Annotated in this window: 15 protein-coding genes; 9 read left to right on the top strand and 6 right to left on the bottom strand. The window is 57.6% G+C overall.

Annotation, left to right across the window (positions count from 1 at the left end):
* The first annotated feature begins 6 nt into the window (after window positions 1-6).
* The 6 genes from rsfS (at window position 7) to VF694_RS02930 (ending at window position 3956) form a co-directional block, all read left to right on the top strand.
* A complete protein-coding gene (gene rsfS, locus VF694_RS02905; RefSeq protein ID WP_039943627.1) occupies window positions 7-411 on the top strand; it encodes a ribosome silencing factor in 405 nt (134 codons plus the stop codon).
* Between the two features lie 290 nt (window positions 412-701).
* Entirely contained in the window at window positions 702-1172 is a 471-nt protein-coding gene (gene rlmH, locus VF694_RS02910; RefSeq protein ID WP_440163669.1) for a 23S rRNA (pseudouridine(1915)-N(3))-methyltransferase RlmH, read from the top strand.
* Window positions 1173-1195: 23 nt separating this feature from the next.
* Window positions 1196-1807, top strand: a complete 612-nt coding sequence (locus VF694_RS02915; protein WP_003802832.1) for a Maf family protein — start codon at window positions 1196-1198, stop codon at window positions 1805-1807.
* Between the two features lie 149 nt (window positions 1808-1956).
* Window positions 1957-2730, top strand: a complete 774-nt coding sequence (dsbG, locus tag VF694_RS02920; RefSeq protein ID WP_003802829.1) for a thiol:disulfide interchange protein DsbG — start codon at window positions 1957-1959, stop codon at window positions 2728-2730.
* A gap of 20 nt (window positions 2731-2750) precedes the next feature.
* Window positions 2751-3053, top strand: a complete 303-nt coding sequence (locus tag VF694_RS02925; protein ID WP_003802825.1) for a DsrE family protein — start codon at window positions 2751-2753, stop codon at window positions 3051-3053.
* A 132-nt stretch (window positions 3054-3185) separates the two neighbouring features.
* Window positions 3186-3956, top strand: coding sequence for a MipA/OmpV family protein (locus VF694_RS02930; RefSeq protein ID WP_440163670.1), 771 nt, complete (start codon window positions 3186-3188; stop codon window positions 3954-3956).
* Window positions 3957-3963: 7 nt separating this feature from the next.
* Here VF694_RS02930 and VF694_RS02935 read toward each other — a convergent pair whose 3' ends face one another.
* The 6 genes from VF694_RS02935 to VF694_RS02960 form a co-directional block, all read right to left on the bottom strand.
* Complete coding sequence (locus VF694_RS02935) at window positions 3964-4341, bottom strand: translation initiation factor (protein WP_059317975.1); 378 nt, start codon at window positions 4339-4341, stop codon at window positions 3964-3966.
* 118 nt (window positions 4342-4459) lie between these two features.
* Window positions 4460-5914, bottom strand: coding sequence for a YdgA family protein (locus VF694_RS02940; RefSeq protein WP_003802816.1), 1455 nt, complete (start codon window positions 5912-5914; stop codon window positions 4460-4462).
* A 78-nt stretch (window positions 5915-5992) separates the two neighbouring features.
* Window positions 5993-6868: an NAD(P)-dependent oxidoreductase gene (locus VF694_RS02945; RefSeq protein WP_059317977.1), complete on the bottom strand. Its 876-nt coding sequence runs from the start codon at window positions 6866-6868 to the stop codon at window positions 5993-5995.
* A gap of 117 nt (window positions 6869-6985) precedes the next feature.
* Window positions 6986-7633 (bottom strand): maleylacetoacetate isomerase, encoded by a 648-nt coding sequence (gene maiA, locus VF694_RS02950; RefSeq protein WP_003802813.1) that lies wholly within the window; start codon window positions 7631-7633, stop codon window positions 6986-6988.
* 34 nt (window positions 7634-7667) lie between these two features.
* A complete protein-coding gene (ispH, locus tag VF694_RS02955) occupies window positions 7668-8639 on the bottom strand; it encodes a 4-hydroxy-3-methylbut-2-enyl diphosphate reductase (protein ID WP_003802811.1) in 972 nt (323 codons plus the stop codon).
* A complete protein-coding gene (locus tag VF694_RS02960) occupies window positions 8639-9115 on the bottom strand; it encodes an FKBP-type peptidyl-prolyl cis-trans isomerase (protein ID WP_240209419.1) in 477 nt (158 codons plus the stop codon). Before VF694_RS02960 ends, ispH begins: the two co-directional genes overlap by 1 nt.
* 49 nt (window positions 9116-9164) lie before the next feature.
* Between VF694_RS02960 and radC the strand changes: the two genes are divergently transcribed.
* From radC to VF694_RS02975, 3 genes are all read left to right on the top strand, one after another.
* Window positions 9165-9836, top strand: a complete 672-nt coding sequence (radC, locus tag VF694_RS02965; protein WP_003802807.1) for a RadC family protein — start codon at window positions 9165-9167, stop codon at window positions 9834-9836.
* Window positions 9837-9928: 92 nt separating this feature from the next.
* Window positions 9929-10771: a MurR/RpiR family transcriptional regulator gene (locus VF694_RS02970; protein ID WP_003802806.1), complete on the top strand. Its 843-nt coding sequence runs from the start codon at window positions 9929-9931 to the stop codon at window positions 10769-10771.
* 278 nt (window positions 10772-11049) lie between these two features.
* Window positions 11050-12471, top strand: coding sequence for an MFS transporter (locus VF694_RS02975; protein ID WP_131070719.1), 1422 nt, complete (start codon window positions 11050-11052; stop codon window positions 12469-12471).
* The last annotated feature ends 36 nt before the right edge of the window (window positions 12472-12507 follow it).

Raw genomic sequence — 12507 nt, forward strand, 5'->3', positions numbered from 1 at the left:
CTTTTTATGAATATAGAAACACTTCAACGACTCGTCATCGATGCCCTCGAGGACGTCAAAGCTCAAGACATCAAGGTCTTTAGCACAACCCACATGACCGGCCTGTTCGATCGTGTGGTCATCGCCAGTGGTACGTCCAACCGGCAAACTCGCGCTCTGGCCCAGAGCGTTTCTGATAAAGCACGTCAAAACAAAGTCGAAGTCCTGGCGCATGAAGGCGAGGACACCGGTGAATGGGTGCTGCTGGACTTGGGTGACATCGTGGTGCATTGCATGCAGCCCGCCATCCGCCAGTACTACAACCTGGAAGAACTGTGGGGCGAGCGCCCCGTCGAAGTGGAGCTGCTGCCGCAATCGCGTCAGGTCCCACCGGCTGGTTTCTTCGCCAGCGCTGCCGACGACGAAGACTAAGCACCCCCTCCGCCCTTTCCCGGCGGTACTCAGGCCGCAACCAAGCTTGCGGCCTTTTTATTGCCGGGCCGCTCCCAAAGCTCGGCGCCTGCGGTAAAAAATGTCCCCTGGCGAATCCAAGCGGCTTGCTGGCCGCGAGGTGGAGCGCAAACCGAAGGCGCAGCGTGAGGGCTTTTTACCGCCGGGCCGCCCCAAGGTAACAAGCGCCCCGTCGGGAGAAGCAAGCCGAAGGCGTAGCGTGGGGGCCCTTTTTTCCTTCATTTCTTTTTTGTTTCTTCTGACGACGTTTCATGAAACTCATTGTCATCGCGGTAGGTCAGCGTATGCCCGACTGGGTGGAACAGGGCTGGCAGGAATATGCACGCCGCATGCCCCAGGACTGCGCCATAGAACTCCGTGAAATCAAGGCCGAACCCCGTACCAGCGGCAAAACGTCTGCCCAGATGATGCAGGCCGAGGCAAAACGTATTGAAGCGGCCATTCCCGCCCAGGCGATGCGCATTGCCCTGGACGAACGCGGCAAGGATCTGACCACCGTCAAACTGGCCCAGGAGCTGGAGCGTTGGCGCAATAGTGGTCAGGACATTGCGATTCTGGTGGGCGGCCCGGATGGCCTGGATTCGACCTTAAAGCAGAGCTGCCATGGCATGTTGCGTCTGTCCTCGCTAACGCTCCCCCATCCGCTGGTCCGCATCTTTCTGGCCGAACAACTGTATCGCGCCTGGTCCGTGATGACCGGGCACCCTTATCATCGCGCCTAAACCTATTTTTACTTCTGGTTCCTATGCCTTTTCAGCCCATCTACCTGGCTTCAGCCAGTCCTCGCCGCCACGACCTGCTCAACAGCATACAGATCACGCATGAGGTTCTGGCTGTTCCCAGCCCTCCCGGCGAGGACGAACCCCGTCTGGCACAAGAAACCGTACTGGAGTACGTACGTCGCACGGCTCGTGACAAGCTACAGCGGGCCCTGCAGTGGCGCGCGCAAAACAGCCAGCTGGATCAGGAGCGCGCCATTTTGAGCGCCGACACCACCGTGAGCATGGGCGAGGACATTTTTGGCAAACCCGCCGATCCGAGCGATGCGGCGCGTATCCTGCGCGAACTCTCGGGCCGCCGCCACAAAGTGACGACGGCCTTGTCACTGGGCGTAGGTGGAGTGGAATTTGAGAGCATCAGCATCAGTGAAGTCAGTTTCAAAACCTTGAGTGAGCAGGAAATCCAGGAATATTGCGCGGGCGGGGAACCGATGGGCAAGGCGGGTGCCTATGGTATTCAGGGTCTGGGCGGAGCGTTTGTCAGCCACCTGAGTGGCAGCTATACCGGTGTCATGGGACTGCCCGTCCATGAAACCTACCGCCTGCTGGAGCTGGCCAACCTGAAGCTGCGTACTTAAGTCCAGACCACAGCGGAAATACAGCCCGCTCGGAACAGGAATGGGGAACTATCCCTGCGCGACCTAGTCCCATTCTTTTATTCCATTTGGCTCTTAGTATATGTTTTCTGGATATATACATTCACCGACTGTTTTGCAGGATTAACACCATGCCGCTTTCCTCTTTTTCGATTCGTCTGGCTCTGGCCAGCCTACTGTACGCCGGCACCGCCGCTTACGCGGCTGAGCTTCCGGCTGCCTTGAAAGCCCTGGAAGAACAGGGGCTGTCTGTTGTGGGTGAATTTGACGCCCCGGGCGGGCTGAAAGCCTGGGGGGCCTACAGTGGCAATCAGGCGCTGGCCATTTACAAGCTGCCCGATGGACAACACATGATGGTGGGCACCATGATCGATGCCAAGGGCGAGGAAGTACGCCCGGCGGGTCTGGACAAGCTGGTGCAGCCGGTCATTGCCAAGGACATGCTGGGCAAGCTGGAAAAATCCCGCTGGATCAAGGATGGCGAAGACACAGCACCTCGCATAGTCTATGTCTTCACCGATCCCAACTGCCCTTACTGCATGCAGTTCTGGCAAATGGCCCGCCCCTGGGTCGAGTCCGGAAAAGTACAGTTGCGCCATGTGATGGTGGGTATTCTGGCTCCCAGCAGCAGTCTGAAGTCGGCTGCCATTCTCGCCGCCGACAATCCCACCCAGGCCTTGAACGAGCATTCCCTGGCCATGCTTAAAGACCGCAGCGCCGGTATCAAAGGCCTGGACAGCGTGCCCAGCGACATTGAGGCCGACCTGACCCGCAACGAAGATTTGATGATGGGATGGGATCTGCGCGCCACGCCCGCCATGATCTGGCAAGATGAGCAGGGCCGTATCCAAATGCAGACCGGAGCCTCACCCGACATCAGCGAACGGGTTTTCGGCCCTCGCTAATTCACCAGGAAAACCGACTCATGACAAGCCGTGTACTCTTGCATGCCCCCACCCCCGACGCCCTGGAGCGGGCCCGCAGCAATGCGCGTAACCTGCTCAAGGACATGCCCGAGGCCCAGATTCGCATCATTGCCAACGCACAGGCCGTTCAGGCTTGTGTCCAGGGCATGGAACACGATCTGGACACCGTGACCTTCCTGTGCCCGAATACGCTGCGCAATCAGTCGCTCCGCGCACCTGAACGCTTTCAGGTTCTGGCGCAGGGAGCCATCACGACGCTGGTGCAATTACAGGCTGAAAACTGGATTTATATTCGCGCCTGAGGGCATGTAGGGTCAGAACAACAGACCATACAGACCGGTCATGATTTTGTCGCCGCTGCCCCAAACCTTGATACGATAACGAGGCCCGCCACAAGCGGGCCTGTTTTTACCCGTATCACAAGGAAATCTGCCATGCCCACTCTCATTCGTTCTGCACTGCGTCCCTGCCTTTTAGCCATTCTGTGTACCGTAGGAACCAGTCAGGCACTGGCGCAGCAAACCACGGTGGGCGTGGGTGTCGGTTTTACACCCAAGTATGAAGGGGCTGACAGCTACGGCGGCCGCTTCTATCCCCTGCTGTCACACCGCAATGGGCACTTCTTTCTGGCCCCTAAAGCTGGCATGCCTGCCCTGGGCCTGCAAACCAATCTGACCGACAACTGGACCATCGGCACCTATGCATCTTTGGCCCGTGCCCGTGAATCGGGTGATGCTGACCGCCTGCACGGCACGGACGATATTGACCGTCACGGCAACCTAGGGGTGTTTACGGCCTACCGTCTGGGCAATGCCAAAATCGAGGGCAGTTACTATCAGGCGCTGAAAAGCGGCTACGGTGCCACAGCCGTTCTGGACTTGAGCTACCGCCTGTGGAATGACCAGGACAGCAGTTTCTCGATGGGTGCCGAACTGAAATGGTCCAATGAAAAAGCCATGCGTACCTACTTCGGGGTGAAATCGCATGAGGCCGCCGCCAGCAATGGTCAGTTGCAACGCTACCGCCCCGATGCTGGCCTGCGCTCCTATGCGCTGTACGGCCAGTACACCCACAAGCTCAGCGAAAGCTGGTCCCTGCAAGGACTGGTGGGCGTAAACACCTTGGGTGAAGAGGCCAAAGACAGCCCCTTGGTGGAGAAAAAAAGCAGCGTCTTTGGCGGAGTAGGCCTGGGTTACAGCTTCTAATTGGCTCTCAGGGTCTGCCTACCCGTTTGACCGTCAAGCCCTTTTCTTCCAGGCGCGCCTGCACAAGGGCTCGATGGTCTCCCTGAATTTCCAGACCTGCCTCTTTCAGTGTCCCGCCTGCCCCGCAGGCGTTTTTCAGCTCCTTGACCAAGGCCTTGAGCTGCTCCTCAGGCATCACCAGTCCTGTGACCACGGTCACGCCTTTTCCTTTGCGCCCTTTGGTCTCCAGACTCAAACGCACAGGCCCCTGCTCCTGGGCCAGCTTTTCCTGACGGCGCTTCTCCTCGCAACAGCACTGGTTTTTCGGCTGTTCACAGTCCGGGCATACGCGCCCCTGGTCCGTGCTGTAGACCAATCTGGACAACTGATCCGCTAAGCTGGCCATTAAATCCGCTCCGTTTTAAACACAAGAAACAAAAAAGGCCACATCCACGGTTTGCAGCCCCACACTAAAAAGCCCACCGGACTCCGGTGGGCTTTGCACTGGACCAGGTCCAGACCAATTACATCATGCCCATCAGGACCAGGCCCAACAACTGCTCGGACGTAAAGCGCTGACCGTTGATGTCGAACACACGATCCTGACCGTTGTACTTGATCGTGGTCGAAATGCTGTTCTCATCATTGTTGAGCATCTTGGACTCGGCATAAGGAGCCACGGCGGCATCCAGAACCATATCCAGCATGGCGGCATTGCCCTCTTCGGCGGACAGGCCCTCTGCCTTGTCCATCTCCGCGGCCAGGCCACGCAGCATAGGCTTGGAGATCAGGACATCCAGCTGGGCAGCAGGAATTGCCTCAACCCACAGCTCGGGACTTTCCAGCAATTCTTGTTGCGTCGCATTGGGCTTTTGGAACTCCATGCGCAGATTGGCCTTGGATTCACCAGCCTCTGTGTACCAACGCAGGGGTTCGATACGCAGCACAGGCTTGTGCTCCAGCGCTTGCAGCGCCAGCTCCATCACCTTCTGGGCGGTAGGCCCGTCAACCGCTTCCAGATCGTCTTGCACCTTGGTGTCAGAAATCAGTTTGGAGATGGCGGAGATAGCCGGCGCATACACGCGATCAAAACCCATGACCAGCTCAACTGAGCCCAGCTTGACCTTGTCCTCAAACACCAGGTCGGTCAACAGGTAGCTCACCTTGGTATCGCTGATGGAGTCTTTGGTGACGGCATCCGAATTGACAGCGATCTGCTTGAAGGTAATACCCTCGGTCTCGGCCGACTGCATCTTGACGTCATCTACGCTCAGCTTGCCGACCTGGTTACCATTGACATTGATGTCACCGGTCTGCTTGAAGTCCATGATGAAGTTGGAGGCTTCCAGCTTCAACGGCTCTTCGCTGATGTCATCGACAAACAGCTTGGGGAAGCTGCCGGTCACAACAATATCCTTGCTCTTGCCGCCGGCTTTGGTACGCAACTGGCCGCCGCTGAACTCGACCTTGATCTCATCGCCTTGATGCTTGATGGCTTCAAAGTGAACATTGGAGTCCACCGCGCCGTCAAAGCCCACCAGACTGTCGGCCCACAAGGGAGTCTTGTCGCCCGTCAGCTTGAACCAGCCTTCCGTATCTTTGGTCTTGACCAGGGTGCTGTGCGACAAGGCCGCAACAGGGGTGAAGTTGCCCATTGCCAAAGCGGACATGGGCAGCGGACCGTGGCTGATCTTGTCGTCGAAGGTCAACTCCAAGGGTTGCTCTTGTGCGTCGGCTGGCGTGAGTGTGAGGGTGTAACGAGCGGTAGAGGAAAACACGCCACGCTGGTAGTCGACTACATTCATGACGACCGTCTCGTTCATTCCCATTTGCTGCATTTGCTCGGCAGCCAGGGTGTTGAACTGGGCCACTTTCTCGCCCACGAGCGCTTCTGTTTTCTTGCCGGTGTACCAAGTCGAACCGCCATATGCGGCCGCTAGCACGACAACCAGTGTGACCAGCCCTGTACTTTTCTTCATGACTTCCCTTTTGTAGACCTACAGTCCCAACTTCAAATAGCCGACATAATACCGAAACTAAGTTTGACTGATGGTAGTTTATTCCCCGTAATTGTAACTATTCACCTGCGTAATGCGAGCGACATCTTCCTTACCCAGTCCCATCCGGTGGGCGTTACGGTACGTTTGTTGGGCAGCATGGGCCACCGGCATGCTCGTATGACTGACACTGGCCAACTGCGCCACCGTGTTCAAATCCTTCAGCATGGTGTCCACCGATGCCTTGACCTGCGTGTCCGGACGGGTCATGCGGGGCACGAACAATTGCAGCAAAACCGAATCGGCCCAGCCGCCCCCCAGCGCCTCGCTGATTCGGGAAGCGTCCACGCCATTGTCATTGGCCAGGCTCAACGCCTCGGCAATCGCCGTCAAAGTTGTGGCCACAATGGTCTGATTGCATAATTTTGTTACCTGACCAGCGCCCACCGCGCCCATCAGGGTCACGCGCTGTGAATAAGCGGCCAGCACAGGACGAACCCGCTCCAATGCCGCTGCCTGTCCTCCGACCATAATGGCCAGCGTACCTTGTTCGGCGCCACCGACACCGCCTGACACGGGGGCGTCCAGCCAGTGCGCGCCACAACGTTGCTGCAACTGGGCTGCCATGTCACGGCTTGCCTGCGGTGAAATCGAGGAATGGTCCACTACGATGCGCAACGCGCCCTGGACGCTGGCCAGCCCCTGTTCACCCAGAACGGTATCGTATACCGCCTGCGCATCAAAAACGCACAGAAACACGGCCTCACATTGCTCGGCCATCTGTGCCGGCGTATCGCAACAAATGGCACCAGCCTCTACCAAGGGGAGCACCTTGTCCCGGGAACGATTCCAAACCCGAACCTGATAACCCGCCTGTAACAGACGCCTCACCATAGGCTGGCCCATCCGGCCCAGCCCACAAAAACCAATCATCATGTTTCGTCCTTTACGCCCTCCTGCCAGGAAGCTCCCAGCAAGAAGTCAAGAAAAACCCGCCTGACAGGCGGGTAACATCCGGTCGGCCCCCGACCGGATCACCGTCACACCGCGCGTTCAAGCAGCATCGGGTTGACGGTCGGGAGCTGCTTCCTGAAAGGCAGACAGTTCCAGGCATTTCTCTTCTATGGCCAACAAGCGGGGGAAGGCGGTCAGATCGATGTCAAAGCGACGGGCATTAAACATTTGCGGAATCAGACAAATCTCGGCGATGCTGGGGAGATCACCAAAAATGAAGGCCTGACCCTTTTTGCCATGCCGCAGCACCAGGGCCTCCAGCCCTTCCAGGCCAACGCTGACCCAGTGGCGATACCACTGGTTGCGCGCATCCTCCTGAACATGTAAATCATTTTTCAGGTACTGCAATACGCGCAGATTGTTCAGGGGGTGAATATCGCAGGCTACCGTCTGAGCCATGGATCGCGCCCAGGCCCGATCTGCCGAGGCCTTGGGCAACAAAGGCAGCTCGGGATAACGCTCGTCCAGATACTCCAGAATGGCCAGAGATTGCGTAATGATCAGACCGTCATCATCCAGGGCGGGCAACAGTTGAACAGGGTTGACCTGCACATAATCGGGCTGATGCTGCTGTCCCCCATCTTTGAGCAGATGAACCGGCCTGATCTGATAATCCAGACCTTTGAGATTCAGACCGATCCGCACCCGGTACGCGGCGGAACTGCGAAAGTAGCTATATAGAATCATCTTGTCTCCTGTCCACCCTGCAAAATTCGTTTTTTTATTTGTTCAGGCTTTCAATCTTGCGCGACAGCTCTCGGGGCAGCGGGAAGGCAATATTTTCTTCCACCCCATCCAGGGCCCGCACTTTGCCTACGCCCAATTCCTGCAAGCGCTGAATCACCTGATTGACCAGAACTTCCGGTGCCGATGCGCCCGCTGTCACGCCCACGCGCTTTTTACCCACCAGCCAGGCCGGATCAATCATCTCCGGCTTATCCAGCAGATAAGCTTCCGCGCCCTTGCGCTCGGCTACTTCACGCAAACGATTGGAGTTCGAGCTATTGGTACTGCCGACCACCAGAACCAGATCACACTGCGGAGCCATGATCTTGACCGCATCCTGGCGGTTCTGGGTGGCGTAACAGATATCGCTTTTCTTGGGCTCGACAATGGTGGGGAAACGTTCGCGCAAGGCTTGGGCCACGACCGCCGCATCATCTACCGACAAGGTGGTTTGCGTCACAAAGGCCAGTTTGTCGGGGTCGGCCACATTCAGCTTGGCTACATCTTCCGGCGTCTCGACCAAGTACATCCCTCCGTCGGCTTGACCCAATGTGCCTTCGACCTCGGGATGGCCCACATGACCAATCATGATGATCTCGCGACCTTCGGCCCGCATACGGGACACTTCAATATGCACCTTGGTCACCAGCGGGCAGGTGGCATCGAACACTTTCAGGCCACGCCGCTCGGCCTCGTCACGCACCTGACGCGACACGCCATGCGCTGAAAAGATGACGATCGCACCGGCCGGTGCCTCGTCCAGCTCTTTAATGAAGATGGCCCCCTTGCTGCGCAGATCTTCCACCACATACCGGTTGTGAACAATTTCGTGGCGCACGTAGATAGGCGCGCCGTGCAACTCCAAAGCACGCTCGACAATATCAATCGCACGGTCAACCCCCGCACAGAATCCGCGGGGCTGGGCCAGAACAACCTCAGCGTTCTGAACAGGAGCAACTTGACTCATTACAGAATCCCCAAAATATGAACATCCAGACGCAAGGCCACACCGGCCAAGGGATGGTTGAAATCGAACAAGGCAGTCTTTTCGTCAATTTCCTTGAGCACGCCCGAGTAGCGGCTGCCATTAGGGGCAGCAAACTCGACCATATCACCGGGTACGAACTCCACGCCTTCAGCGGCGTTGCTGGCCAGCATTTCGCGGGTGATACGCTGCAAAAGGTCAGGATTACGGGCGCCGTACGCCTCCTCAGGGGCGATGTCGAGCTGAAAACGCTCATCTTCACGGTGCCCCAGCAACTTCTCTTCCATACCGGGGGCCCACTGACCGTTGCCCATCTGCAAGGTCGCCGGACGGCCCGTAAAAGTATCCGCAAACACAGAGCCTGCTGCCGGGCCGCTGGCCAGCTCTATACGATAGTGCAAAGTCAGGTAGGAATCCTGACGGACAATTCCAAGCTCGGAACTAGCAGAGTTACTCACGATCGCTCACTATAGAAAATCATTCAATTACCGCATTTTAGCGTTTCTTATGGCCACATCCACTTTACGCCGCCAAGGGCCCCGTGAGCGCATGTTGGCGCACGGCCCCACCTGTCTGACGACCGCTGAACTGCTGGGTATTGTGCTGCGCACCGGGACACGCGAGCGCAACGCTGTCGAGCTGGGCCAGATGTTGCTCGATCATTTTAACGGACTCAAAGGATTATTATCGGCCGATGCTTCAGCCCTGCGCCAACTGGATGGAATCGGCCCAGCCAAATGCACGGAACTATTGGTCATCCGCGAGCTGCAACGCCGCTGCGCCCTGGAATCCCTAAACGGCCTGCCAGTGCTGAACCATGCCGACAAAGTGCGCGAATACTGTCTGGCCCATCTGGGTCATTTGCCAGTGGAACACTGTCTGGCCCTGTTCCTGGACAACCAGCTTCGCTTGATCTGTGCGGAAGAGATCGCCCGGGGGACGATAAATCAAGCATCGGTCTACCCTCGGGAAATTGTGCGCTCAGCCCTGCGCCATCACAGCTGCGCCTTGATTCTGGCCCACAACCATCCCTCGGGCGCTGCGCACCCCAGCGCCTCCGATATCCGTCTGACCCGCCATATTCGTCAGGCCTTGGCCTTGGTGGATATCCGCTTGCTGGACCATATTATTGTCACCCCCAGTCAGACCGTCTCCATGGCCGAACGCGGAGATCTGTAGCCTGCTGCCCGACGGCGCATACCGGTTTTTGCCACCGTTTGACACGCTTGCCCGTAAAATCCAGAACACACCAACGCTGAGTACGGAACCTTATGTCTGATACCGCCGTGAAGTCCTTTGTCGGACGCATACGTGACATTCTTCACGATCTCTCCCCATCTGAACGACGCCTGGCGGAATTTGCCCTGGACTTTCCGGGGGATCTGGCGGGCTACACGGCCTCCGAACTGGCGTCCCTGGCCCATGTATCCAATGCGACTGTCACCCGCTTCATCCGGCGACTGGGTTATCGGAATTATGAAGCGGCCCGCAAACAAGTCCGATCTGAAAAAAAAGCGGGTTCTCCTCTGCTGCTGGCAGCCACCGAAACGGAAGCCGAACGATCACTGACGACGCATTTGCAGCAAAGTCAGAACAATCTGGCCTCCACATACCGACGCCTGCCCGAATCGCTGCTCAAGGAGGTGGCTCAGTCCATTCTGGATGCGCGCAAGGTATGGGTGCTGGGATTTCGCTCCAGCCAGGCCCTGGCCAGCTACTTTCGCTGGCAATTGCTCCAAATCGTCCCCGAGGCTCAACTGATTCCTGGCCCGGGTGAGACCATGGGCGAACATCTGGCAGGCATACATGCCGACGACGTGGTGGTCATTTTTGCCCTGCGCCGTCGGGTGCGCAATATGGACCAGCTTATTGAACAGATGGCGCAGCTGAACCCGAATGTGCTGCACATCACTGACCAGCTCAGCGCAGAGAAAAGCGCCTGTCGCTGGACCCTGCGCTGTGACGTCCAATCGCCCGGTGTGCTGGATAACCATGTGGCCGTGATCGGCCTTTGCCATTTGATCCTGAGCCAGGTCATGGATCAAGCCGGTCCTGCCGGACGTCGTCATTTAGGCCTGGTAGAGGCTTTCCACGACAGCTTTCTGGAGCTGTAGCTTACCGCCCTCGCCTCACAGGCACTTATCCAGCACGCCCACCCAGGCAGGTGTGGCCGCCCCCGGCGATGTCATGGCAGGAATCGTATAAGGATCATACGCAAATTGCGATGATCCTTTTTTTATTAAAAATCCTTTTATATCAACATCCCGCCCTAGTCTTACGCAAGACTTGCAAAAACTTTCTCGTTTACCCTAGTTTTGAAAATATTTTTTCATTTTCATAATGAGTGAAAAAATGATGTTGGGCCATACGCGTCCTGAAACGAGGAGAAACCATGTCTAGCAAGCAGCAAACCTTGCCAGCCGACACCGGGCCGGCACCGGCCAGTTCTACGGCCAGCGATCACCCTACGGTTCAGCAGCAACTGGAAAACTCGCTGGAAACCATAGGCGTCACCCATTCGCACCGCAAAGTGCTGGCCCTGATTTTGCTGGGCGTGCTCTTTGATGTGCTGGAGCAAAATGCCGTGGGCCTGGTCGGCCCGCTGCTGCAGGAACACTGGGGGCTGACACCGCGTGACGTCGGCTTTCTGAACACCCTGACCTTCGCCGCTGCTGCCCTGGGGCGCTTGCTCTCGGGCTATATCGCCGACCACTATGGTCGACGCGTCATGCTGACCATCAATCTGGCGCTGTTTACGCTGGGAGCCCTGATCTGCGCCCTGGCCCCCAGCTACTGGGTGTTAGGGCTGGGCCGGGTCATTGTGGGCTTTGGTCTAGGCGGCGAAATCTCGATTGCCGTCACCATGCTGGCCGAGTTCTGCTCCTCGCGCTTTCGCGGAACCGCCGTGGGCACCATCAACGTGGCAGGCGGCGGCCTGGGCAATATGCTCGCCCCCGCTTTCGGCCTGCTGGTCTTCACCCTGTTCCCCGGCCCTGAAAGCTGGCGCTGGGTATTTGGCCTGCTGGTCATGCCCGCTTTTATGGTGCTGTTCTATCGTCGCTACATACCTGAAACGCCGCGTTTTCTGGTGTCGCAAGGCCGGATCGAAGAGGCCAATCAGGTTTTGAACATTCTGGCTTCGGGCAAGCTGGGCCGCCCTGTTGCCCAGCCCTACCCTTATCTGCACAGCGGTCCGCAAGGGCAAAAAGTCGAACGTGTGCGCTTGGGCGAGATTTTCCAAGGCCCTCTGGCCATGCGTACACTGGTCACCGGCATCGCCGTGTGCATGACCTACGGGGCACAACTGACGGTTCTGACGCTGATGCCCACCTTGCTGGTCGAACAAGGCTACTCGCTGGTGAAAAGCTACACCTTTACGATCCTGATGCAATCAGGCAGTCTGCTGGGTGCCTTGACCGCCTCCTGGCTGGGGTCGCGTCTGCCCCGCAAACGTGTCTTTACCACGGGAGCCTTGCTGGCCTGCGCCAGTGGCCTGGCCTTCGGATTTCTAAGTACCAATATTTATCTGGTGCTGCTGTTTGGCGCAGCTTTCCAGTTTTGCGTCCTGCTGCTGAACACCACCATCTGGATTTTCGCCCCCGAGCTTTATCCCACCCGTGTGCGAGCCTTTGGAACCGCATTCATTCTGGCCCTGGGTACCCTGGCGGGCGCTTTCATCCCGACGCTGAGCGGCTGGGTACTGGAAGCTCATGGCGTAGCCGGCATGTTCTCCCTGATGGCGGGGATGTACATCACCTTTGCCGCGGTTCTGCAATTGGCACCCGAAACCTTTGGTCGCCCCCTCGATACCTGATTTCAATTGGATAAGCCGTGTTGCTGCGGCCCTCGT

The sequence above is a fragment of the Alcaligenes sp. Lyrl_28 genome (assembly GCF_051948705.1).
Taxonomy (GTDB): domain Bacteria; phylum Pseudomonadota; class Gammaproteobacteria; order Burkholderiales; family Burkholderiaceae_B; genus Alcaligenes; species Alcaligenes ammonioxydans.

What these genes read in the sequence shown, in the direction of transcription:
- rsfS (WP_039943627.1), top strand. Translation starts at nt 7, where the DNA reads ATGAATATAGAAACACTTCAACGACTCGTCATCGATGCCCTCGAGGAC.
- rlmH (WP_440163669.1), top strand. Translation starts at nt 702, where the DNA reads ATGAAACTCATTGTCATCGCGGTAGGTCAGCGTATGCCCGACTGGGTG.
- VF694_RS02915 (WP_003802832.1), top strand. Translation starts at nt 1,196, where the DNA reads ATGCCTTTTCAGCCCATCTACCTGGCTTCAGCCAGTCCTCGCCGCCAC.
- dsbG (WP_003802829.1), top strand. Translation starts at nt 1,957, where the DNA reads ATGCCGCTTTCCTCTTTTTCGATTCGTCTGGCTCTGGCCAGCCTACTG.
- VF694_RS02925 (WP_003802825.1), top strand. Translation starts at nt 2,751, where the DNA reads ATGACAAGCCGTGTACTCTTGCATGCCCCCACCCCCGACGCCCTGGAG.
- VF694_RS02930 (WP_440163670.1), top strand. Translation starts at nt 3,186, where the DNA reads ATGCCCACTCTCATTCGTTCTGCACTGCGTCCCTGCCTTTTAGCCATT.
- VF694_RS02935 (WP_059317975.1), bottom strand. Translation starts at nt 4,341, where the DNA reads ATGGCCAGCTTAGCGGATCAGTTGTCCAGATTGGTCTACAGCACGGAC.
- VF694_RS02940 (WP_003802816.1), bottom strand. Translation starts at nt 5,914, where the DNA reads ATGAAGAAAAGTACAGGGCTGGTCACACTGGTTGTCGTGCTAGCGGCC.
- VF694_RS02945 (WP_059317977.1), bottom strand. Translation starts at nt 6,868, where the DNA reads ATGATGATTGGTTTTTGTGGGCTGGGCCGGATGGGCCAGCCTATGGTG.
- maiA (WP_003802813.1), bottom strand. Translation starts at nt 7,633, where the DNA reads ATGATTCTATATAGCTACTTTCGCAGTTCCGCCGCGTACCGGGTGCGG.
- ispH (WP_003802811.1), bottom strand. Translation starts at nt 8,639, where the DNA reads ATGAGTCAAGTTGCTCCTGTTCAGAACGCTGAGGTTGTTCTGGCCCAG.
- radC (WP_003802807.1), top strand. Translation starts at nt 9,165, where the DNA reads ATGGCCACATCCACTTTACGCCGCCAAGGGCCCCGTGAGCGCATGTTG.
- VF694_RS02970 (WP_003802806.1), top strand. Translation starts at nt 9,929, where the DNA reads ATGTCTGATACCGCCGTGAAGTCCTTTGTCGGACGCATACGTGACATT.
- VF694_RS02975 (WP_131070719.1), top strand. Translation starts at nt 11,050, where the DNA reads ATGTCTAGCAAGCAGCAAACCTTGCCAGCCGACACCGGGCCGGCACCG.